Source organism: Pseudomonas sp. SDO5522_S412 (genome assembly GCF_054071215.1).
In genome coordinates this window covers 1-23204 of sequence record NZ_JBSVWQ010000092.1, presented here as the reverse complement: position 1 = coordinate 23204, position 23204 = coordinate 1, and the positions used below count along the sequence as shown (strand labels likewise).

Below are 23204 nucleotides of genomic sequence, written 5' to 3'. Positions count from 1 at the left end.
GAGTGCGCAGCGCTCCCAAAGATCTTGGGGCCGCTACGCAGCCCAGCGGGAGCAAGCTCCCTCGCCACAGCAACCTCCCTAGCCACCGTAAGCTCCCTCGCCACAATAAACATCACTCGAGCTTTTGCCACTGCGGCGGCGGTGCAAATCCCTCGACCCAACCCGGCACGTCGTCCGCAGGCATCGGCCGGGCGATGAAATAGCCTTGGGCCACTTCGCAGCCCATGCGCATCAACAGCTGGCCGTGCTCCAGGGTTTCCAGGCCTTCGGCAATCACTTCGCGGCCAAACGCGCGGGCCAGGCCGATCACGGCCTTGGTCAGCGCCAGGTCGTCCTTGTCGTGCAGGATGTCGCGCACGAACGACTTGTCGATCTTGATGGTCTGGGTCGGCAGGCGCTTGAGGTAGCTCAGGGAGGAATAGCCGGTGCCAAAATCATCCAGGGAGAACTGCACGCCCAAGGCCTGGCAGGCCTCCAGGTGCTGGGTGACACGCTGGATATTGTCGATGGCCACCGACTCGGCGATCTCCAGGTCCAGCCGGTGCGGCTCCACCTGCGGGTATTGCGCCAGCAAGTCTTGCAGGCGCTCGACAAAATCCTCGCGCTGGAAGTGCCGCGCCGCGATGTTCACGCTCACCGACCACCAATGCCCATGCACCTGCCAGCGATGCATCTGGCCCAACACCTGGGCGATCACCCATTCGCCGATATCGACAATCAGGTCGGTCTGCTCGATCAGTGGCAGGAAATCCCCCGGCTTCACCAGGCCACGCTCGGGGTGCTGCCAGCGTAACAACGCTTCGAACCCCACCACCGTGCCGCAGCGCAAGTTGACCTTGGGCTGGTAATGCAGGCACAACTGGCCCGCCGCCAGGGCCTGGCGGATCTGCTCCACGGTCTGGTGGCTGGCCTTGACCTCCTGTTCCAGGGATACATCAAACAACTGGTAGCGGTTGCGCCCGCTCTGCTTGGCCACATACATCGCCTGGTCGGCATGGCGCAGCAAGGTGTCGGCGTCCTCGTCATCCAGGGGGAACAGCGTGACGCCGATGCTGGCGAACACATTCAGCTCCGCCCCTTGGATCGAGTACGGCTCGGAAATCGCCTTGAGGATGCGCAGCAAGGCGCCGTTCAGCTCGTCGATATCGCGCACATAACGCAGGATCAGCACAAATTCGTCACCGGCGAGCCGGGCGACCACGTCCTCGCCGCGGATGATCTCCCGCAACCGAGTGGCCACTTCCACCAACAACAGATCCCCACAGGCATGCCCATACCCGTCGTTGACCGCCTTGAACCCGTCCAGGTCGAGCATGCACAACGCCAACGGGATGTCTTCGCTGCGGGAGAACTCCAGGGACTGGTTAAGCAACTCCGACAGATAGGCGCGGTTCGGCAAGCCGGTCAGCACATCGTGGCCGACCCGCCATTGCAGGGTGTGCAACAGCTGGCGCTTTTCGCTGACATCAAAGCGGATCGACACGTACTTCTGCACGCGCCCGGTCTTCTCATCGAGCAGCGGCACCATGGTGCTGTCCACCCAATACAACGTCCCATCCTTGGCCCGGTTGCAGATTTCCCCACGCCACACCCGGCCTTCGCTGATGGCTTGCCACATGCCCTGGAAGAACCCCGCAGGGTGCAGTCCCGAGCTCAGAATGCGGTGATTTTGCCCCAGCAACTCGTCACGCCCGTAGCCGGACATGCCGCAGAACTGGTCATTGACGTAAGTGATGCAGCCCGCCAGGTCAGTCTCGGAGAAAATGGCGGCTGCATCCACGGCCCTGCGGTATTTCTCGTCCATGAGTCAGGCTCACTGTGGCTAGCGGTTGAACCGCTCGACCAGGGCGCGCAACCCGGAAGAGATGCTTTCGAGTTCCCGGCCACGGGTGACTGCAGCGTTGGCATTGCCCGCTGTCTTTTGCACCGTGGCGGCAACGTTATTGATCTGCTGTGAAACTTCCTCGGCGACGTGGGATTGTTCCTGTGAGGCAGCAGCCATTTGCTGACTCATACCGGTAATACGCTCCACCGCGTGGCGAATACCTTGCAGCGCCTGCTGCGCCTCAAGTACTTGCTGCACGCCCTGCTCGGCCTCGTGAATGCCCAGGCTCGCGATCTCGACCGCCTCATCGGCGCCGGCCCGCAGGTTCTGGATGATGCCCTGGATCTGCTGGGTCGACTCCCGCGTCTTGCCCGCCAGAGCGCGCACCTCGTCGGCCACCACGGCAAAGCCACGGCCCTGCTCGCCGGCGCGGGCCGCTTCAATGGCCGCGTTGAGGGCCAGCAGGTTGGTCTGGTCGGCGATTGCCTGGATCATGCTCGCGGCCACCTGGATTTGCTGGGTCTGCCCGGCCAGGTTGCCCACCGCCTGGTTGATCTGGGTGACGGTGCCGGCCAGCAGCTGGATCGCCTCGCGCGACGTGCCGGCCACCTGGCTGCCCTGCTCGGCGAGGGTGTTGGCGGTGTGGGCTTCACTGGCGGTTTGTTGAACGTGCACTGCCACTTCGGCGATGGACGCAGCCATCTCGGTCATGGCGGCGGCGGTCATGTCGGTCTCGGCGCGCTGTTCCAGCAACGCCGATTCGGTGGTGCTCGACAACACGCTGGAATGGGCGGCTGCTTCGGCCATCTGGTTGGCCAGGTCGCTGAGGCGCGTCAGGGCGGTTTTAAGTCGCGCCTCTTCGCTGATCAGGATCATTTCGAGCTGCGCGGTCGGCCCCAGCGCGTCGCTGTAGGTCATGGCGCTGATGGGGTCGGAAAAGGTATTGGGCGTGTTCTGCACAATCTGCTTGAGCTGCAGCCCCAAGCGTTGATGCCCCCAGACGCCCAGGCCGAGAAACAAGCCGACAGTCAACGCCTGGGCCCATACACCCGGAACCCATTGGAAGGCGGCGACACTGGCAACGGCAGCCGCCAGTGGCAACGCCATGGCCCGGGACACAGACGCCACACGCCGCACCGGCGAGACCGCCGCACCACCTGCCTGCAACCGCGCGTACAGCGCCTCTGCGCGGCGCACCTGTTCGCGGGTGGGCTTGACCCGAACCGACTCGTAGCCCGTCAGCCGCCCGTCTTCGAGAATCGGCGTCACATAGGCGCTGACCCAATAATAGTTGCCGTTCTTGCAGCGGTTCTTCACCACGCCCATCCAGCTCTGCCCGGCCTTGAGGTAGCTCCACATCAGCTGGAACACGGCGGGCGGCATGTCCGGGTGGCGCACCAGGTTGTGGGTGCTGCCGATCAGCTCGGCCTGGGTAAAACCGCTCATGGCGGCAAACTCGGCGTTGCAGTAGGTAATATGGCTGTTGACGTCAGTTGCGGAAATTAGCCGTTGCTGCTCCCCGAAAGTCTGTTCAACAGCAGTGACCGGCAAATTGAGACGCACGTTAAAGCTCCATGGACAGCATTCGATCGCCCTCTCGACCACCGGGTAGGCAGGACAGGCGGATTCGTATTTCCAGTCGGGCTGCGCCGTCGATCGGCTGGTTGGCCGCAAAGGTACGCAAACCCACGATTTGCACAGCAATTCATCATCCATTCAGTGATGATCAACTAGGCTTGAATTCGGGTATCCGGCACGTGAGGCGCAATGAAGCGTGGCACTGACGAGCGACATTTCAGTCCCTGCCAGGCGTCCGTTTTATGGGCACATTTATGAGAGTAAGGAGAGAGCAATGATTTCCTGTTTCATAAACCTGCCTTCTGAAACGAGACCACCAAATACTTGTCCTAGATGCCGATTCTACGAATTACATCACATTTTGCAAGAAAAGGTGATGATACATGCGGTTGTCTAATTTTAAGATTTATCGTTAAGTTCTTGATTCTAAATGGGAATTGAGCGATGCACATTTCAAGTTTGGGTCCAGCCATCAGACGTTACCGCAAGGTCGCAGGGCTTACTCAGGCTGAACTAGGTGAAAAAACCGGTTTTGACCCTAAAACCATCAGCCGCTTCGAAACCGGCACCTATACACCCAGCGTCGAGGCACTGTTCTTGTTCGCAGAGGCGCTGGGAGTGAAGCTGAAAGTCTTTTTCGCAGACCTGGTCGACGAGGAGGAACAGCGCGCTTATCTGTTCGGTGTCATTCACAAAGCCACCCCGAAGGATCTGGGAAAGCTGATCGCAGCGGTAGACCAGGCCTTGTCCAAGCCTTAGAGCTCGCAACACACGTGCACGCAATAAAAAGAGCAGACAGCCAGATTGACTGTCTGCTCTTTGCTTGATGACTCCTGACATGAACTGACAGGACAGCCCCTTAGACTAGGGACTGAGCCGCGCCATTGCTGCGTCATTCCACGGAGTCATCATGAATAGCATTGCCCATTACTTTTTGTTGTACGTCGACAGCCCGGCCACCAGCGCCAACCTCTACAGCCGACTGCTGGACAAGCCGCCGGTGGAGCTGGGGCCGACCTTTGCGCTGTTCATCCTCGACAACGGGGTGAAACTCGGCCTGTGGTCGCGCCATACCGTGGAGCCTGCGGCCCAAGCCTCGGTTGGCGGTAGCGAGGCGGGTTTCTGCGTCGCTGATATCGCAACGGTCGACGATTTGCACACACGCTGGGTGCAACTCGGGATGAGCATCATCCAGTCACCGGTCGAGGCGGACTTCGGCTACACCTTTGTCGCCCAGGACCCCGACGGTCACCGCCTGCGGGTGTTCACCGTGAACCCGTAACGGCTTGCGGCGCCAGCGCCCTTCGAGGCTGATGGCGCCGACACTGGCCAGCACGATCAGGCCACCCAGCACCACGCGCAGCGAAACCTGCTCGCCCAGCAGCGTGGCGGCCATCACCATCGCCACCGGCGGCACCAGGTACAACGCCACTGACGCGCGGCTGACCTCGACATGCCGCAACACATAGGCCCAGGCCAGGTACGCCAGGGCGCTGGGAAAGGCGCCGAGCAACAACACCGCCCAGTTGGCTTGGGTTGATGATTGCGACACCACCGCCGGCAAACCCGGCAAATACACACACAACAGCAAGGTGCCCGACCACACGGTGTAGCACACCGTGGTCAGCGGGCTGTAGCGCCGGGAATAGTGTTTCTGGATGGTGAAATAAAGGCTCCACGACAACGCCGCCAGCAGGATCATCAGTCCACGGGGATCAATCTGCCCCAGGCCATGCTCGCCCCAGATCACCACCAGCACCCCGCTCAAGCCCAGCAGCACGCAACCCCAGCGCCAGCCGGTAACTCGCTCCTTCAAGCCGAAAAACGCCACCAGCACCGTAAATAGCGGAACCGACTGCGCCAGCACACTGGAGGCAGCGGCCGTGACAAATTGCTGGCCGAAATTGATCGTCAGGTGATGCAGGAAAATCCCGAAGAAGCCCAGCACCAGCAACCACGGCAGGTCCCGCAGACGTGGCCGCTCGATCCTCATGACCAACGCGACGCCGGCCATCAATACCGAAGCAATCAGGAACCGTCCCAAGGCCAACTGGCCAGGGCTGTAGCTGTGCAAGGCCAGATGCACGCCAATCGGCGAATACGCCCAACAGAGGATGACGCTGGCAGTGACTAGCGTAAGCTTTACAGGTGACGGGGCTTTCATGAACGGCGTCCAGCAGTGGGAATGCCGTCAGTCTTGGCCCCGGCAAGTCGCAGGACAATTAACCGTTTCTGACTTCTGTAATCACTGGAACTGAGCGATGGAACTGGCCCAACTGAAAATGGTGAAAGCCGTGGCACAAACCGGCAGCGTGGCCCAGGCCGCCCTGCAACTGCACTGCGTGCCGTCCAACATCACCACACGCATCAAGCAACTGGAAAGCGAGTTGGGTACCCCGCTGTTCATTCGCGCCGGGCGCGGGTTGGCGATCAGTGCCGCAGGGCTAGTGTTTCTCGACTACTGCGAGCGCATCCTCGCGCTGGTGGAAGAGTCCAAGCGTGCCGTCGACAGCAACGCGATTCCCCGCGGCAAGCTGCGCATCGGCGCAGTGGAATCCAGCGCCAGTGGCCGCCTGCCGCCGCTGCTGGCCGAATACCATCGACGTTATCCACAAGTGGAGCTGGAACTGGTGACCGGTGCCTGGGCGCAGTTACTCGATGACCTGCAACATCACCGCATCGACGCCGCGCTGGTGGCCGCCGGCGGCAAACGCCCGAAGCTCGAACAAAGCGTGGTCTACAGCGAGCGCCTGGTGCTGATTACCAGCGCCTCCAGCGCACCCATCGAGGACGCCCGGGACCTGGCCGGCCGCACGCTGCTGGTGTGGCCGCCCGGCTGCCCGTATCGCGCCGCCCTGGAGAACTGGCTCAAGCCCCACGACATCAAGCCTGCCATCGCGAGTTATGCCAGTTGGGGCACGATCATTGGCTGCGTCAGCGCGGGGATTGGCGTGGCACTGGCGCCGGAAGGCATCCTGGCGCGCTACGAGCAGGCCAACCAATTGACGTCCTACCGCTTCGACGAATTGGCGGCGGTGGATAACCTGCTGTTCTGGCACAAGGACACCCAACGCCACCTGGCGCGGGATGCCTTTGCGGGGCTGTTGCGGGAGACTTTCGGCTAACCGGTTTTCGCCCCGCTACGCGCGGGCGCAGCAGCATCTTCAGCCTTTTGCGGGGACCAGCCTGGCGTACTGGTCCTGGCTGATCCAGCCCTTGGAAGAGCGGCCTTCGCCATTGATGAACTCGACCTGGGCCCAGCCATCCTTAAACGCCAGTACCGCGACCACATCGTCCTTGACCACGTAGGCACGATGGCTGGCCTTGGCGTCCGGGGTCTTCTGCAGGAAGGCCTTGTCGGACGAAACGGTCACCAGGCCGATCCACTTCTTGGCAGCGGTTTGGGTCAGGTCCAGGCCGGTGGCAATTTCCGGCATCAACACGTTGATGCAGCCGGGATGTTCGCGGCCCTTCTCCACGGTCAGCATCACACCGTCCGAGGAAGCCGCGACGGTACCCGGATAGGCCTCATCCAGCCATGTCGACACCGATGCCTTCGCACCGTCGACCTTGCCCTGCAGGAAGAACGTGCACGAGCGGGTCACGCCCTCGCCCATTTCCTCGGCATAAAACCCCTCCACCTGATGCTCGGGCGTCACGGCCAGCATCAGCCCTTCGTACTTGCCCGAGTGCAGCGTAGCGGCAAACGCCGGCGCACCTGCAGCAACACACACGAAAGAGGCAACCAGCAATCGGGACACGCAACGTTTGAACGGCATTCTATTTTTTCCCTTCAAGTGCTTCGTAGGCTTTTTTGATGCGTTGGTCATAGTCGCCATAATCCTTGCCGTTATAGTTCAGCGCCATGGCGGCGTAATCCTTGTTCTTCATGGCCTTGACCAGGGCCGGGCTCTGGCTGCAAAAACCGAGGAAGGCCTTTAGTTGATGCCCGGCATTAATCTTCATGGCCACCACAAATTCAAACACCGTTTTATAACCGCATGCCGTGAAGTTGGAGCCCATTATCTGAAACATGCCCCAGGAGGCCGATTTCAAGGCCGCTTCCTGATCCAGTGCGAAGGCGGTGGCCATGGTCTCCCAGGCCTTGGTCTGGTCCTTGTTATTGGCCTTCCACTGGGGCCCGGCCTTCTTCACGTAGGGGTACGACAACAGCGGGTGGGTCTGGTCGTATTTACTCTTGGTGTACTTGCGAAAATGGTGCCCTTCAAAGGCGATCACCGGCAACTTGGCCGGGCCGAACCCGGAGCGCCCGCCCGACTCCACCGTGGCGAAGGCCTTGATAATATTGACCGAAATCCCGTTACCCAACTGCGCGGCAGCGTTCTGGAAGTCCGTATCCGTCAGCGTCGTACCGCCGTCGCACGTGGCCTGGAGCATCATCTGCCGGTTGCGCCGCTCAGCCTCGATCATTGCCCGCATGCGGTCCAGATAGTGGTCGACCGTGGCCTGGACCATGTCCGCGCCGGTGTTGCCGAACACATTGAGGAACGTCGGAATACGCAGGGTCGGGTTCGGCTTGACCGGCACCTTCACCGCCTCTTCGATCAGGCTATTGAAGGTGCGCCCGGTGGGGTCGATAACACCATCGGGATGCGCGTATTTGAGGTGGCGGAACTGATACTGGCTGATGCACTGCACCAACTGGCCGTCGCATTTGCCATTTTCCGCCAGGGGGAAACCCAACTTGGGAATGATCAAGTTGAATAAATACTGGATGCATTGAACATCGGCGGGCAAGTTGCGGGCTTTGCCCGGCGCACCGACGGAAGCGCTGATGAGAGTGGGCAACCCTTGCAGGCTTTTCATTACTGACATCCTTGTTAGTTGGAGTAGATGAGCCATAAAGCGCCATCACTTTAATATCATCCATGTGCCACCGACATATTTAGAAATATGTCGCTGGCGCAAACTAACAAGGCGAATTTGGCTTGTCCAGCGCAAGGTTTTAAGGATGTGAGCAATCCCTCACTGACGTCGTCCCTAGGAATAATTTTTAAACGGACTGGGCACTTTGCCACTACCTGCGCTACTTTCTGTTTCGCAGGATGCATTGTCGTCCTGACATCTAACAATGACGTCCAGGGACTGACATGAAATCGACCTTTATTGCCTGTGCCATCAGCGGATTGCTCTTCGTCTCGCCAAACACCCACGCAGAAGATTTTGCGGGCTACTTGCTCAAGGCGGTAACGCCAAAAGGTCCGCAATGGCAAACCAAAAACGATGACGAGATGGCATCAGCGTTCGCGAATGCCGGGGTAAAACGATACAAGTGGTCTGCCGACACCGGAAAAGACGAGATCACCCTGTTTGTGTTGCCGGGCCAGAATCAACCGCCAAGCGCGGCCCGTGATTCCGATACCCGGGCCGCCGAGAAGAACTGCAAAACACATATCAGCCAGACTGACATGGGAGATACCAGCACCCCGTATATGGGCTGGTCGGTGATCTGCACACAGGCGAACGGCAACGTCATGACCTTGAGGCATTTTGCCTATCAATTGGGGGGCGACACGTACAAGGTTTCCAGGACCTGGAGAGAAATGCCTTCAGAACAAACCGTTGCACAATGGAGCGCAACGCTCGCCAGCATCGCCGACCACATCAACAGCACTAAGCCGTGACACAGGAGGTGCCCATGCGTTGGCTAATCGTGGTATCGACTGTCCTGCTGCTGTTCAGCTGTGCATCCAAACCGCCTGTGGCGCCGCCGGACCTGTCCCGCCCGTCGATCGCCGAGACAAAGTCGGTGGTGTTTGCAGGGAAAACATACGTCCTGAAATACCAGGCCCGGGGCAACGTTCCGCTCTGGGAGTATTTCCTCGCACCAGAAAGCGTCAACGCCTGGAGCGAACTGGTGGATTTTCGCCTCGCGCCGCCCCAGAGCACCGGCAACGAGCCCCGGGATCTTGCCAACCTGACCGCGCAGGCCCACAAACAGGAATACCCCAACCTTCCGGTGGAGATGTTTTCAGACGAGAAAACCGATGCGATCTACGTGCTGCTGTTTTATCCGACCTCCACACGCAAGGACGGCAGCTTCTTTGAGTTCAATATCTTCAAATACTACAAGGACAACGGGACCGGCCAAATCATCAGCTTCCACTTTGCCAAGAACATCCCGTCCGACACGCCTGCCGCACGACAGGAGTTGCCCGGGCACATGGCGAGGTTGCGCGCAGAAGTGATTCCGGCCATGGGAGAGTTCCCGCTGTACCGTCAGTAACCCTGATGAGCGAACAGCAGAATTCGCTTCGCAGATGACGATTGTCAGCGAAGGGCTTCATAAAAGTATTTTTTTGAATCAAGGAGGCTTGCGTTATGGAGGCAACCCCACCAGCCACACCCCGGCACACAATGTTCCCGCTGTGGCTGCTGCCTTCCGGCTCTGACCAGGTTCACGGGTAATCGTTGCGGGGGGACCGATGGGGTCACCATAACGACGCTCGCCTCTCGGCAAGCCGCGCCATTGTACCGATCTCATCGGAAGTTACAACCGTTGGCGCGGGATTAAAAATATCTGATGGTTCAAGTACTTGGCTGCAGGAGCAAGCTTGCTCCTACAAAAGCACGACCTCGTCCGCCCGACCGCCCTCTTGCTGGATCACCAGGTGAATGAAGTGCAGCTTGGCAATCACCGCCGGCGGCAGGACAAACGGATAGAAATCCGGCTGGCCCATGCTGCGGGACAGTTCGTTGAGCATGCCGGCCAGTTCGATCCACGCATTGACGAATGACAGGAACGCCGTGCCGCCGGGATGCCCGGGGTCGTAGAGGGTGCTGAGGGGGAACGGCTGGTAATCCAGGTCCATCTCCCGGGCGCTCATGCCGAAGCCCAGCGCGGTGTCGACGGCGTCCATCATGTGCAGGTAATGCGCCCAGGTTTCCGCCCAGTCTTCCCACGGGTGCATGGTGGCGTAGGCGCTGACGCAGGTTTGCTGCCAGTCCGGGCGCGGGCCGTTCTGGTAGTGCTGCTCCAGGGCGTCGGCGTAGCTGGCGCGCTCGTCACCGAACAGCGTGCGGAACGGCTCCAGCCAATGGCTGTTGGCGATCAGGCGGTCCCAGTAGTAATGGCCGACCTCGTGACGGAAGTGACCGAGCAAGGTGCGGTAAGGCTCGCGCATCTGTACGCGAATTTTCTCACGGTGGGCGTCGTCGGCTTCCTTGATGTCGAGGGTGATCAGGCCATTGGCGTGGCCGGTGGTGGGCGCGTTGCCTTCCAGGTCGATGCCGACAAAATCGAAGGCCAGGCCGGTGTCTTCATCCACCGCCTTGGGAATCACCTGCAAGCCCAGGCTGATGAGTTGCGCCACGAGGCGGCGCTTGGCGGTTTCGACCTTGCGCCAGCGTTCGGGGTTTTCAGGGATCGACAGATCAGGAATGGTGCGGTTCAGGCTGCACGCCACGCACAAGGTCTGGCCGTTGTCGGCGGGCAGCAACCAGTTGCACGCGGCGGGCGTGTCAAGGTTGGCGCAGCGACGAAAGGCACCGGCTTCAGGGTCGGCGTCCAGCAGCCAGGTATCGGCGTACGGGCCGGGCTGCAGGGAGGACAGGCGACTCTGCTCCGGCTGATAGCCCAGCAGCGCCGAGCAGGCCAGGCACTGGCTGTTGCGAAAGAACAGCGATTGCCCACAGCGGCACTGCCAGACCTTGCTGTTGCGCGAGGTCTCGGCCATGAACGGTGCGGCGATGCGCGAACTGAGTTGTTCGAAGAAGCGGTACATGGCGATCTCTCCGGGAGGCTTGCCAATACTAGAGCATTGCCCGAGAGAGATCGTTCCCACGCTCTGCGTGGGAATGCATCCAGTGACGCTCCGCGTCGCACCTTTCAGAGCGGACGCAGAGCGTCCAGGGCGGCGTTCCCACGCAGAGCGTGGGAACGATCATCAGACCGTGATGTTGTGCTTGGCCAAAAATGCCACGAACGCCTCTTCATCCAGCACTTTCAAGCCCAGCTCAGTGGCCTTGGCGAGCTTCGAACCCGCGCCCGGCCCGGCGACCACGCAATGGGTTTTCGCCGACACCGAGCCCGCCACCTTGGCGCCCAGGCTTTCGAGTTTTTCCTTGGCAACATCGCGGCTCATCAGTTCCAGGGAGCCGGTGAGCACCCATGTGTGACCGGCCTCGGGCAAGCCTTCGACGACTTTCTTCTCACTCTGCCAGTGCATGCCGAAGTCCTTGAGCTGTTGCTCGATGGCCAGCGCACGCCGGGCGTTTTCTTCAATATCAAAAAAGTCCCGGACGGCCTTGGCCTGCTTCTCGGGCAACGCCTGGCGCATGTCGAGCCAGTCGGCCTTGATCACGCCTTCGAGGGAGCCGAATTTGTCAGCGAGTTTCTGCGCGGCGCCCGGGCCCACGGACGGCACGTGCAGCTTGTCGAGCAAGCCGCCCAACGTGGTGCTCGCCGCAAACTCGGCGCTCAGGTCGCCCTGTTCCTGCAACTCCAGGCCGCACTCCTCCCTGGAGAGCAAGGCGCCGATCACGTCCTGGTTATGGCTGTCTTCAAAGAAGCTGTGAATCTCGTGGGCCACTTCCAGGCCAACGTCCGGCAAGTACGTCAGCACTTCCGGCAAGGCCTGCTGCACGCGCTCCAGGGATGCCAGCGAGCGCGCCAGCACCTTGGCCGTCTCCTCGCCCACATCGGGAATGCCCAGAGCGTAGATAAACCGTGCGAGGGTTGGCGTCTTGCTGTTTTCAATAGAGGCAATCAGCTTCTTGCTGGAAACGTCGGCAAAACCTTCCAGGTCGATGATCTGTTCGTACTTGAGCTTGTAGAGATCCGCCGGCGAGCCGATGAGTTTTTCGTCCACCAGTTGCTCGATGGTCTTGTCGCCCAGGCCATCGATGTCCATGGCCCGGCGCGAAACGAAATGGATGATCGCCTGCTTGAGCTGCGCACCACAGGCCAGGCGCCCGACGCAGCGGTACACCGCGCCTTCACTGACGGTTTCCTTGCCCTTGCTGCGCTTGACCAGTTGGGTACGCTCAACGTGGGAGCCGCACACCGGGCAACTCTCGGGGATCTGCACCGCGCGGGCGTTTTCCGGGCGACGCTCGGTGACAACCGACACCACCTGCGGAATCACATCACCGGCACGGCGGATGACCACCGTGTCGCCGATCATCAGGCCCAGGCGTGCCACCTCGTCCATGTTGTGCAGTGTGGCGTTGGACACGGTCACACCCGCGACCTTGACAGGTTTCAAGCGTGCCACGGGTGTCACAGCGCCGGTGCGGCCGACCTGGAATTCAACGTCAAGCAGCTCGGTCAGCTCTTCCATGGCCGGGAATTTATGGGCAATTGCCCAGCGCGGCTCGCGGGCACGAAAGCCCAGCTCCCGCTGGTAGGCAATGCTGTTGACCTTGAACACCACGCCGTCGATTTCATAGGGCAAGGCGTTGCGGCGCTCACCGATATCGCGGTAGTAGTCGAGGCAATCCTGAATCCCCTTGGCCAGCTTCAGCTCATGGCTGATGGGCATGCCCCACTTCTTCAGCTGTTGCAGGTTGCCGATGTGGGTGTCGCTGATATCCGTGGTCACGCCATAGCAGCAGAATTCCAGCGGACGGCTGGCGGTGATCTTCGAGTCCAGCTGACGCAGGCTACCCGCCGCCGCGTTGCGCGGGTTGGCGAAGGTCTTGCCGCCAACTTCCAGCTGGGTGGCGTTCAGCCGCTCGAAACCGGCCTTGGACATGAATACTTCGCCGCGCACTTCGAGGGTCGCCGGCCAGCCGGTGCCGTGCAGTTTCAAAGGAATGTTACGCACGGTACGCACGTTGACGCTGATGTCTTCGCCAGTGGTGCCATCGCCACGGGTGGCGCCACGCACCAGCTCACCGTCCTGATACAGCAGGCTGACCGCCAGGCCATCGAGCTTCGGCTCGCAACTGTACTCCACCGCTGCGCCACCGCCAAACAGGTCGCCCACGGGCAGGTCCAGGCCTTCAGTGACCCGGCGATCGAATTCCAGCATGGTGCTTTCATCAAAGGCGTTGCCGAGGCTGAGCATCGGGATTTCGTGGCGTACCTGAGTGAACGCAGACAATGCCGCACTGCCGACCCGCTGCGTCGGTGAATCACGGGTTACCAGCTCCGGGTGCTCGGCTTCAAGCGCCTTGAGCTCGTGGAACAAACGGTCGTACTCGGCGTCCGGAATGCTCGGCTCGTCGAGGACGTGGTAACGGTAGTTGTGCTGATCCAGTTCAGCGCGCAGTTCGAGGATGCGGGTGTGGGCGGCGGTCATGGGTGTTCTCTCATAAAGCAAAAGAGCAGCCGAAGCTGCTCAATATGTTAGTGCATGGATTCTACAGGCAACGCTTAAGCTTGGACCTCAGCGCTTCTGTGTCAGGGCACGACGCTCGAACTCGACGATGCGCTGACGGTAATGCTCGATGGTCTGGGCGGTCAGGACACTGCGTTGATCGTCCTTGAGTTCGCCGTTGAGTTCCTGGGACAGCTTGCGAGCTGCCGCCACCATCACGTCGAACGCTTGTTTCGGGTGACGCGGGCCCGGCAAGCCGAGGAAGAAGCTCACCGCCGGAGTGCTGAAATGGTCGATGTCGTCCAGATCGAAGATGCCCGGCTTGACCGCATTGGCCATGGAGAACAGGACTTCGCCGTTGCCGGCCATGCTTTCGTGACGATGGAAAATATCCATCTCGCCAAAGCGCAGGCCGCTTTCCAGAATATTCTGCAGCAGGGCCGGGCCCTTGAAGCCGGCGGCGTCACGGCAGATCACGCTGATCACCAGCACCTCTTCGGCAGCCGGCTGGTCCTTGACGGATTCTTTATGGGCGCTCTTGGCCGGGGACTCATCCGGGAAGTCGTCATCACGGCTGCTGAAGCTCGGGCCTTCTTCCAGGTCCAGGTTCAGGTCGCCCTGGGATGGCTCGCTGGCCGCGCTGCGCTTGCCGCGCTTGGGTTCACGGGCTTCACGCACCGGTGCGCTCATCGAGGGCAGGTCGTGCTCGTCCAGGTGCGGTTCTTTATGGTTGTCCAGGACACGCGGTGGCCCCAGCAGCTCGGCGCTGCCGTCGTCGTCCGGCAAATTGGACAGGTTGCGGTCCAGGCGAAATTTCAACTTGCCCTTGCCGCCACGCATCCGGCGCCAGCCATCAAAAAGAATACCGGCAATGACAATAATGCCGATGACGATCAGCCACTCGCGCAGACCGATTTCCATGTAATCCCGTGCCTCTAATAAAAAATGCTGAAAAATAAGGGGTTTAGCACCGTGCAAACCGCTTTAAAACGTGGCGCCAACTCTATGTTCTGAATGACGTTTTGCCCACGCATACGAAAATTTGACATTAAACTAGCACGACCAAAGATAACTTTACACCGTCTGTCAAAATGCCTTGAACAAATATGTCCATTTGCCACTTTTCCCAGACCGGTAAATCACCTTACGTCCTGCTGAAAATCCTCCTTCGACCTGCGGCTCAGGATTCCACCAGCGCCATCGCCTCTTCGACATCCACCGCCACCAATCGCGAACAGCCCGGCTCGTGCATCGTCACGCCCATCAATTGATCGGCCATTTCCATGGCGATCTTGTTGTGGGTGATATAGATGAACTGCACCGTCTGGGACATCTCTTTAACCAGTCGGGCGTACCGTCCAACGTTAGCGTCATCCAGCGGGGCGTCAACTTCGTCGAGCATGCAAAACGGCGCCGGGTTCAACTTGAAGATCGCAAATACCAGGGCCAATGCGGTCAGTGCCTTCTCGCCACCAGACAACAAATGGATGGTGCTGTTCTTCTTGCCCGGAGGCCGCGCCATGATCGTTACCCCTGTATCGAGTAGATCTTCGCCCGTCAGTTCCAAGTAAGCGCTGCCACCACCGAAAACTTTCGGGAATAACGCCTGTAAACCGCCATTAATCTGATCAAAGGTATCTTTGAAGCGATTACGGGTTTCCTTGTCGATCTTGCGGATCACGTTCTCCAGGGTGTCCAGCGCTTCGACAAGATCGGCGTTCTGCGCATCCAGATAACGTTTGCGCTCGGACTGCTGCTGGTACTCGTCGATGGCCGCGAGGTTGATCGCGCCGAGTCGTTGAATGCGCGCGGCAATCCGCTCAAGTTCTTCTTCGGCTTCTTTCTCGTTGGCCTCGGCGGTCAGGGTATTGAGCACGCCGTGCAGATCGTAGCCGTCTTCCAGCAACTGGTCTTGCAGGGTTTTGCGGCGCACCGTCAGGGCCTGCCATTCCATGCGCTGCTGTTCGAGCTGGCCCCGGATCAGTTGCGACTGTTGCTCGGCCTGGGTCCGGCGTTTTTCCGCGTCGCGCAGTTCGCGGTCGGCGTCTTCCAGGGCGATTTGGGCGGTCTTGAGCTCTTCGTCGACGGTCATGCGCTTGTCGAGCAACTCTTCAAGCTTCAGGCGCAGCTCTTCCAGCGGGGCCTCGCCCTCCTCCAGGTTGAGGCTCAGTTGCTCGCGTTTTTCGGTCAGGCGTTCGGACTGCATTTCCAGGCGCTCAAGGGCTTGGCGCGTGGAGTCGTGCTGCGCCCGCAGGGAGCCGAGGCGCACGGCCAATTGATGGGCGTGATCCTTGTGCTGGCGAGCTTCCTGGCGCACCCGGTCGAGGCGCTCGCGCAAGCTGTCGCGCTGGGCCAGCAGCAACTCGCGCTGCTCGGTGTCCAGGGCCATGCTGTCGAGGGCTTCCTGCAATTGCAGGCGTGCTTCGCCGACTTGTTCGTGTTCGAGGGCGCGTTGCTCACCCATCTCGGCCACTTCTTCGTCGAGTCGGGTGCGGCGCAGGGTCAGTTGCTCGACCTTGGCCTTGCTCGCCGAGAGCTGGGCTTTCAATTCGCCCTGCTGGCGCGCTTCGTCCTGCAACAGCCGGCGCAGGTGTTCGCGGCCGGTCTCTTGCTGGCGCTGGGTGGCGCGCAGGGTTTGCAGCTGGTTTTCCAGGGACTCGAGTGTGGCTTCGCGCTCTTCGCGCTCGGCGGTCAGGTTGACGATTTCCTGGCCACGGGCCAATACGCCGCTTTCCGCTTCGCTGGCGCGCCGTACCCGCAAAAAGTGCCGGCCGACCCAAAAGCCATCACGGCTGATCAGGCTTTGCCCGGCGGCCAACTGCCCGCGCTGGGCCAGGGCCTGCTCAAGGCTGTCGACCGGCTTGACCTGGCCGAGCCAGGGCGACAGGTCAATCGCCGCCTCCACTTTATCCAGCAGGCTGCCCGGCACGCGAGTGCCGTCCGCCGCCGGGCTGAGCAAACGCAGATCGCCCTGGGCAAAACCCGCCAGGTCAAACCCGCCAAAATCATCCACCAGCACCGCTTGCAGGTCGGCGCCGAGCACGGTTTCCACCGCCAGCTCCCAACCGGCTTCAACCTTCAGGCCTTCGGCCAGGCGCGGGCGCTCGGCCAGGTGTTGGTCACGCAGCCATTCAGCCGTGCTGGTGCCCGGGTCAAGCGCCGCTTGCTGCAAGGCTTCCAGGGAAGCCAACCGGCCGTTGAGCCGCTGCAAATCGCCCTGGGCCTGCTGCTGTGCCTGGGTCGCCTGCTGCAGTTGCTGACGCAATTGCTCGAGGCGCTCCACTTGTTGTTCTTCGCTGGCTTCCAGCTCTTCCAGCGTCATTTCGCTTTCGGCGAGTTTCTCGCTCAGTTCGAGGATCGCTGCATCTTCCGGGTCGGCAGCGAGCAGCACGCGCTCTTCCACCAGGCGCCGCTGACGCTCGGCCAGGCGCTCCATGCTGGTTTCCAGTTGCTGGATGCGTGACTGCTGCACCTCAGCCTGGCGGCGCGGCTCGGCAGATTGCAGGTTGAACGTGTCCCACTGCTCCTGCCAGGCGTGCATGGTGGTTTCGGATTCTTCCAGGGCCGCAGCGGCTTCCTCGGCAGCGGCGCTGGTGACTTCCTGCTCGGGAGTGAGCATGTCCAGCTCCTCCCCAAGGGTCAGCAGCAAGGTGCGGTCGTGGCCCAGGTGCGATTCGGTTTCCAGGCGCGCACGCTCGGCTTCTTTCAAGTCGTCCTGCAACTGGCGCAAACGCTGCTGGCCGTGGTGGATGCTCTGCTCGACCCGGGCGATATCGCCGCCCACCGAATAGAAGCGCCCCTGCACCAGATTGAAGCGCTCGGACAGGTCATGGTGACCGTCCCGCAGGCGTTCGATGCTGGCGTCGGCATTGCGCTGCTCGGCCACCAGGGCTTCGAAGCTGATTTCCTGGGTGCCGATGATTGCTTCGCGCTGGCCCACCTGGTCATTCAACGCCTGCCAGCGCAGGGCCGACAGTTGCGCCTTGAGCTGACGCTCCTCGCCCTTGTATTCCTGATACTTCTCGGCGGCCTGGGCCTGGCGGTGCAGGCGCTCCAGCTGGCGCTCCAGCTCTTCACGCAGGTCAGTCAGGCGGGCAAGGTTTTCATGGGTACGGCGGATACGGTTTTCGGTCTCGCGGCGGCGCTCCTTGTACTTGGAGATGCCGGCCGCTTCCTCGATAAAGTTACGCAGGTCTTCGGGCTTGGCTTCGATCAGCTTGGAGATCATCCCCTGTTCGATGATCGAATAGCTGCGCGGGCCCAGGCCGGTACCGAGGAAGATGTCGGTGATGTCCCGGCGGCGACACTTGGTGCCGTTGAGGAAGTAGCTGTTCTGGCTGTCGCGGGTCACTTTGCGGCGAATGGAGATTTCCGCATAGGCCGCGTACTCGCCCACCAGGGTGCCGTCGGAATTGTCGAACACCAGTTCGATGCTGGCCTGGCTCACCGGCTTGCGGCTGGTGGAGCCGTTGAAGATGACGTCGGTCATCGACTCGCCACGCAGGTTTTTTGCGGAGCTCTCGCCCATCACCCAGCGTACGGCGTCGATGATGTTCGACTTGCCGCAGCCATTGGGCCCGACCACTGCCGCCATGTTACTGGGGAAGTTCACCGTGGTCGGGTCGACGAAGGATTTGAACCCCGCCAGTTTGATGCACTTGAGCCGCACGCTTAGGCTTCCGCCAACGCAGCAATGACCAGCGAGCAACTGCGCTCGCCGTAGGCCGAGAGCACCAGGCGAATCTGCGGCAGGTCACGGGCCAGCACGGCGGCGAGCAATTGCTCGAACAGCACCAGGTACTCGCTCATGGACGCCTTGCGCTGATCCAGCGCCAGGTAATAGGCGCGGTTCATCGCCGGCTGCAGGTTCTCGACGGTTTCCTGCAGGTACGGGTTGTTGGCGAACGGATAGGCGGCACGCATCACGTTGAAGCTCTCTTCGACGAAGGCGCGGATGTCCTGGCGTTCGAAGCTGGCGATCAGGCGCTGCTGGATTTGCACGAACGGCGCCATGTCGGCCTGGGTCTGCCAGCCGGCGGCGACCGCATTGCCCAGCAGGATGTACAGCTCGCCCATCAGCGTGCACAGGCTTTGCACCTTGTGGGCCGTCAGCTCGGTGACGTGGGCGCCACGGCGCGGCAGGATCGCAATCAGGTGCCGGCGCTCGAGGATCAGCAAGGCTTCGCGCACGGAACCACGACTGACATTCAGCGCCAGTGTGACCTTCTGCTCCTGGATCCGCTCCCCAGGCTTGAGATCGCCGCGAATGATACGTTCGGCGAGGTGGTGAGCGATTTGCTCGGCAAGACTATCCGGCGCCTTGAACGTCATGTTTTCCCTTCAAAATCTTCTATCGGTACAAGCGCGGCAGTGTAGCGCACTTGCCGGTTGATGGCGTACGGCCCACAGAGCGGAATTTGGCATGAAATAAGCAGCCATTAAAGTCCAGAAGCCCCCAAAAACGGCGGTTCCAGAGAACTGGACCATAATTAAGGATGTTGATATCGCATTTTCTTGACCTTTAGGTCAGAAAATCGTTGACCGAAAAGTCAGACATGACTAGATTCGGCGCAAAGCGGTTAACAACAATAATGAGTCTGCGAGGCCTTCCGTGATCCAGTTTTTACTAAACCAGGAGCTCCGTAGCGAGCACGCCCTGGACCCGAACCTGACCGTGCTCAACTATTTGCGTGAGCACCTGGGCAAATCCGGCACCAAGGAAGGCTGCGCCAGCGGCGACTGTGGCGCCTGCACCGTGGTAGTCGGCGAGTTGCACACCGACGATCAGGGCGCCGAGCAGATTCGCTATCGCAGCCTCAATTCGTGCCTGACGTTTGTCTCGTCCCTGCACGGCAAACAACTGATCAGCGTCGAAGACCTCAAGCACCAGGGCCAACTCCACAGCGTGCAACAGGCCATGGTGGAGTGCCACGGTTCGCAATGCGGCTTCTGCACCCCGGGCTTTGTGATGTCGCTGTTCGCCCTGCAAAAGAACAGTGATGCACCCGACAGCCAAAAGGCCCACGAAGCCCTGGCCGGCAACCTCTGCCGCTGCACCGGCTATCGCCCGATTCTTGCCGCCGCCGAACAGGCCTGCTGCAACAAGCCCCAGGACCAGTTCGACAGTCGCCAGGCCGACACCATCGCCCGCCTGAAAGCCATCGCCCCGACGCAAACCGGCGAGTTGAACAGCGGCGACAAACGCTGCCTGGTGCCGCTGACCGTCGCCGACCTGGCGGACCTTTACGACGCTTACCCACAAGCCCGGCTGCTGGCCGGCGGCACCGACCTGGCGCTGGAAGTCACCCAGTTCTACCGCACGCTGCCGGTGATGATCTACGTCGGCAATATCGAAGAGATGAAGCGCATCGAAAGCTTCGAAGACCGCCTGGAAATCGGCGCCGCCACTCCCCTGTCCGATTGCTACAGCGCGCTCAACCACGAATACCCGGATTTCGGCGAATTGCTCCACCGTTTCGCCTCGTTGCAGATCCGCAACCAGGGCACCCTGGGCGGCAATATCGGCAATGCCTCGCCCATCGGTGACTCGCCGCCACTGCTGATCGCCCTCGGCGCGCAGATCGTGCTGTGCAAGGGCAACACCCGCCGTACCCTGGCGCTGGAAGACTACTTCATCGACTACCGCGTCACTGCCCGCCAGGACAGCGAATTCATCGAGAAAATCATCGTGCCCAAAGGCGTGCCGCTGTTCCGTGCCTACAAGGTTTCCAAGCGCCTGGACGATGACATCTCTGCCGTCTGCGCGGCCTTCAACCTGAAGATCACTAACGGTGTGATCGACGATGCCCGCGTGGCGTTCGGCGGCATGGCCGCCACCCCGAAACGCGCGAAGAACTGCGAGGCCGTACTGAACGGCGCCACCTGGAATTCCGCCACCGTGGAAAAAGCCTGCGCGGCCCTGGCCGAGGATTTCACCCCGCTGTCGGACTTCCGCGCCAGCAAGGAATACCGCCTGCTCAGCGCACAGAACCTGCTGCGCAAATACTTCATCGAACTGCAAACGCCGCACATCGAGACTCGGGTGACCGCTTATGTCTAACCATCACGCCGTGGAAAAATCCCAGGCCGAACTCGCCGAACTGTTTGCCAAGGACCTGACCAGCGGCGTCGGTCGCAGCGTCAAGCACGACAGCGCCGCCAAGCATGTCTCGGGCGAAGCGCAGTACATTGATGACCGCCTGGAATTCCCCAACCAGTTGCACCTGTACGCACGCATGTCGGACCGTGCCCACGCGAAGATCCTCAGCATCGACACCGCGCCCTGCTATGCATTTGAAGGCGTGCGCATCGTCATCACCCACGAAGACGTGCCGGGCCTGAAAGACATCGGCCCGTTGATGCCCGGCGACCCGTTGCTGGCCATCGACACCGTGCAGTTCGTCGGCCAGGTGGTGCTGGCCGTCGCCGCCCGCGACCTGGAAACCGCACGCAAGGCGGCGATGGCCGCTGTGATCGAATACGAAGACCTGGAGCCGGTGCTGGACGTGGTCGAGGCGTTTCGCAAAAAACATTTCGTGCTCGACAGCCACACCCACCAGCGCGGTGATTCGGCGGGCGCACTGGCGACCGCGAAGAACCGTATCCAGGGCACCCTGCACATCGGCGGCCAGGAACACTTCTATCTGGAAACCCAGATCTCCTCGGTGATGCCCACCGAAGACGGCGGCATGATCGTCTACTGCTCCACGCAAAACCCCACCGAAGTACAGAAGCTGGTGGCCGAAGTACTCGACGTATCGATGAACAAAATCGTGGTCGACATGCGCCGCATGGGCGGTGGTTTTGGCGGCAAGGAAACCCAGGCCGCCAGCCCGGCATGCCTGTGTGCGGTGGTCGCACGCCTCACCGGCCAGCCGACCAAAATGCGCCTGCCGCGTGTCGAAGACATGCTGATGACCGGCAAGCGCCACCCGTTCTATATCGAGTACGACGTAGGCTTCGACGACAGTGGCCGGCTGCACGGCATCAACCTGGACCTGGCGGGCAACTGCGGTTGCTCACCGGACCTGTCGAACTCGATTGTCGACCGCGCAATGTTCCACTCCGACAACTCGTATTACCTGGGCGACGCCACCGTCAACGGCCACCGCTGCAAGACCAACACCGCGTCCAACACCGCTTACCGTGGCTTCGGCGGCCCCCAAGGCATGGTCGCCATCGAGGAAGTGATGGACGCGATTGCCCGGCACCTGGCCCTCGACCCGCTGGCCGTGCGCAAGGCCAACTACTACGGCAAGACCGAGCGCAACGTCACCCACTACTATCAGACCGTCGAGCACAACATGCTCGAAGAGATGACCGCCGAACTCGAACAAAGCAGCCAGTATTTCGAGCGCCGCGAAGCGATCCGTCGCTATAACGCCAACAGCCCGATCCTGAAAAAAGGCCTGGCACTCACACCGGTAAAGTTCGGCATTTCCTTCACCGCCAGTTTCCTCAACCAGGCCGGTGCGCTGATCCACATCTACACCGACGGCAGCATCCACCTGAACCACGGTGGCACCGAGATGGGCCAGGGGTTGAACATCAAGGTCGCGCAGGTGGTGGCCGAGATTTTCCAGGTGGAAATCGACCGCGTGCAGATCACCGCCACCAACACCGACAAGGTGCCCAACACCTCGCCGACGGCGGCTTCCAGCGGCGCCGACCTGAACGGCAAGGCCGCACAGAATGCTGCCGAAACCATCAAGCAGCGCCTGGTGGAGTTTGCCGCGCGCAAATATGAAGTCAGCGAGGCCGACGTTGAATTCCACAACGGGCATGTGCGGGTCCGCGATCACATCCTGACCTTTGAAGCGCTGATCCAGCAGGCGTATTTCGCCCAGGTGTCGCTCTCCAGCACGGGCTTCTACAAGACCCCGAAAATCTTCTACGACCGCAGCCAGGCACGTGGGCGGCCGTTCTACTACTTCGCGTTCGGCGCGGCCTGTTGCGAGGTGATCGTCGACACGCTGACCGGCGAGTACAAGATGCTGCGCACCGACATCCTGCATGACGTGGGCGCCTCGCTGAACCCGGCCATCGACATCGGCCAGGTCGAAGGCGGCTTCATCCAGGGCATGGGTTGGCTGACCATGGAAGAGCTTGTGTGGAATAACAAGGGCAAGCTGATGACCAACGGCCCGGCCAGCTACAAGATCCCGGCGGTGGCCGACATGCCGCTGGACCTGCGGGTGAAGCTGGTGGAAAACCGCAAGAACCCGGAAGACACGGTGTTCCATTCCAAGGCCGTGGGTGAGCCGCCGTTCATGCTCGGTATTGCCTCGTGGTGTGCGATCAAGGACGCCGTGGCGAGCCTGGGTGACTATCGCCATCAGCCGAAGATCGATGCACCGGCGACGCCGGAGCGTGTGTTGTGGGGCTGTGAGCAGATGCGCCAACTGACCGCTGCAAAAGCTGTGGAAACGGAAACCGAGCTGGCTTCGCTCTAGACCGAGGCGCTGCCTTCGCGAGCAAGCCCGCTCCCACATTTGAATGTGTTCACAAATCAAAATGTG

16 protein-coding genes, 1 other RNA gene and 2 pseudogenes are annotated in these 23204 nt (G+C 61.0%); 7 read left to right on the top strand and 12 right to left on the bottom strand.

Annotation, left to right across the window (positions count from 1 at the left end):
- Positions 1-112 precede the first annotated feature (112 nt).
- From ACW9I6_RS18725 to ACW9I6_RS18715, 3 genes and pseudogenes are all read right to left on the bottom strand, one after another.
- Entirely contained in the window at positions 113-1804 is a 1692-nt protein-coding gene (locus ACW9I6_RS18725; protein ID WP_003219057.1) for a putative bifunctional diguanylate cyclase/phosphodiesterase, read from the bottom strand.
- An 18-nt stretch (positions 1805-1822) separates the two neighbouring features.
- A pseudogene (locus ACW9I6_RS18720) lies at positions 1823-2314 on the bottom strand (methyl-accepting chemotaxis protein); the annotation flags it as partial.
- A gap of 747 nt (positions 2315-3061) precedes the next feature.
- Positions 3062-3541: pseudogene (locus tag ACW9I6_RS18715) on the bottom strand (PAS domain-containing protein); the annotation flags it as partial.
- Between the two features lie 306 nt (positions 3542-3847).
- Here ACW9I6_RS18715 and ACW9I6_RS18710 point away from each other — a divergent pair.
- Positions 3848-4162 (top strand): helix-turn-helix domain-containing protein, encoded by a 315-nt coding sequence (locus ACW9I6_RS18710; protein ID WP_003219061.1) that lies wholly within the window; start codon positions 3848-3850, stop codon positions 4160-4162.
- Between the two features lie 151 nt (positions 4163-4313).
- A complete protein-coding gene (locus ACW9I6_RS18705) occupies positions 4314-4685 on the top strand; it encodes a VOC family protein (RefSeq protein WP_003219063.1) in 372 nt (123 codons plus the stop codon).
- Here ACW9I6_RS18705 and ACW9I6_RS18700 read toward each other — a convergent pair.
- Entirely contained in the window at positions 4599-5567 is a 969-nt protein-coding gene (locus ACW9I6_RS18700) for a DMT family transporter (RefSeq protein WP_102368374.1), read from the bottom strand. The two genes, ACW9I6_RS18705 and ACW9I6_RS18700, sit on opposite strands and share 87 nt — an antisense overlap.
- Positions 5568-5664: 97 nt before the next feature.
- On the opposite strand from ACW9I6_RS18700, the gene ACW9I6_RS18695 reads away from it, so the two are divergent.
- The gene (locus ACW9I6_RS18695; RefSeq protein WP_457339649.1) at positions 5665-6528 is read left to right on the top strand and encodes a LysR family transcriptional regulator; all 864 of its coding nucleotides are present in this window, start codon (positions 5665-5667) and stop codon (positions 6526-6528) included.
- 39 nt (positions 6529-6567) lie between these two features.
- On the opposite strand, the gene ACW9I6_RS18690 is transcribed toward ACW9I6_RS18695, so the two are convergent.
- Both ACW9I6_RS18690 and ACW9I6_RS18685 read right to left on the bottom strand, forming a co-directional pair.
- Positions 6568-7182, bottom strand: a complete 615-nt coding sequence (locus tag ACW9I6_RS18690) for an SH3 domain-containing protein (protein ID WP_003219069.1) — start codon at positions 7180-7182, stop codon at positions 6568-6570.
- 1 nt (position 7183) lies between these two features.
- Positions 7184-8230, bottom strand: a complete 1047-nt coding sequence (locus ACW9I6_RS18685) for an N-acetylmuramidase family protein (protein WP_102368373.1) — start codon at positions 8228-8230, stop codon at positions 7184-7186.
- A gap of 284 nt (positions 8231-8514) precedes the next feature.
- Between ACW9I6_RS18685 and ACW9I6_RS18680 the strand changes: the two genes are divergently transcribed.
- Both ACW9I6_RS18680 and ACW9I6_RS18675 read left to right on the top strand, forming a co-directional pair.
- A complete protein-coding gene (locus ACW9I6_RS18680; protein WP_003219072.1) occupies positions 8515-9048 on the top strand; it encodes a hypothetical protein in 534 nt (177 codons plus the stop codon).
- Positions 9049-9062: 14 nt separating this feature from the next.
- Positions 9063-9650: a hypothetical protein gene (locus tag ACW9I6_RS18675; protein WP_457339648.1), complete on the top strand. Its 588-nt coding sequence runs from the start codon at positions 9063-9065 to the stop codon at positions 9648-9650.
- Positions 9651-9755: 105 nt separating this feature from the next.
- On the opposite strand, the gene ffs is transcribed toward ACW9I6_RS18675, so the two are convergent.
- From ffs to ACW9I6_RS18645, 6 genes are all read right to left on the bottom strand, one after another.
- Positions 9756-9852, bottom strand: an RNA gene (gene ffs, locus ACW9I6_RS18670) — signal recognition particle sRNA small type.
- A gap of 132 nt (positions 9853-9984) precedes the next feature.
- Complete coding sequence (locus ACW9I6_RS18665; RefSeq protein WP_301050783.1) at positions 9985-11148, bottom strand: zinc-binding metallopeptidase family protein; 1164 nt, start codon at positions 11146-11148, stop codon at positions 9985-9987.
- A 162-nt stretch (positions 11149-11310) separates the two neighbouring features.
- Complete coding sequence (ligA, locus tag ACW9I6_RS18660) at positions 11311-13668, bottom strand: NAD-dependent DNA ligase LigA (protein ID WP_457339647.1); 2358 nt, start codon at positions 13666-13668, stop codon at positions 11311-11313.
- An 87-nt stretch (positions 13669-13755) separates the two neighbouring features.
- Complete coding sequence (gene zipA / locus ACW9I6_RS18655) at positions 13756-14607, bottom strand: cell division protein ZipA (RefSeq protein WP_003219080.1); 852 nt, start codon at positions 14605-14607, stop codon at positions 13756-13758.
- Positions 14608-14866: 259 nt separating this feature from the next.
- Positions 14867-18355, bottom strand: coding sequence for a chromosome segregation protein SMC (smc, locus tag ACW9I6_RS18650; protein ID WP_457339646.1), 3489 nt, complete (start codon positions 18353-18355; stop codon positions 14867-14869).
- Between the two features lie 2 nt (positions 18356-18357).
- On the bottom strand, positions 18358-19017 hold the full coding sequence (locus ACW9I6_RS18645; protein WP_003219085.1) for a GntR family transcriptional regulator: 660 nt from the start codon (positions 19015-19017) through the stop codon (positions 18358-18360).
- A gap of 280 nt (positions 19018-19297) precedes the next feature.
- Here ACW9I6_RS18645 and xdhA point away from each other — a divergent pair, with 280 nt between their 5' ends.
- Both xdhA and xdhB read left to right on the top strand, forming a co-directional pair.
- Positions 19298-20746 (top strand): xanthine dehydrogenase small subunit, encoded by a 1449-nt coding sequence (xdhA, locus tag ACW9I6_RS18640; protein WP_457339645.1) that lies wholly within the window; start codon positions 19298-19300, stop codon positions 20744-20746.
- Positions 20739-23138 (top strand): xanthine dehydrogenase molybdopterin binding subunit, encoded by a 2400-nt coding sequence (gene xdhB, locus ACW9I6_RS18635; RefSeq protein ID WP_003219089.1) that lies wholly within the window; start codon positions 20739-20741, stop codon positions 23136-23138. Before xdhA ends, xdhB begins: the two co-directional genes overlap by 8 nt.
- Positions 23139-23204 lie beyond the last annotated feature (66 nt).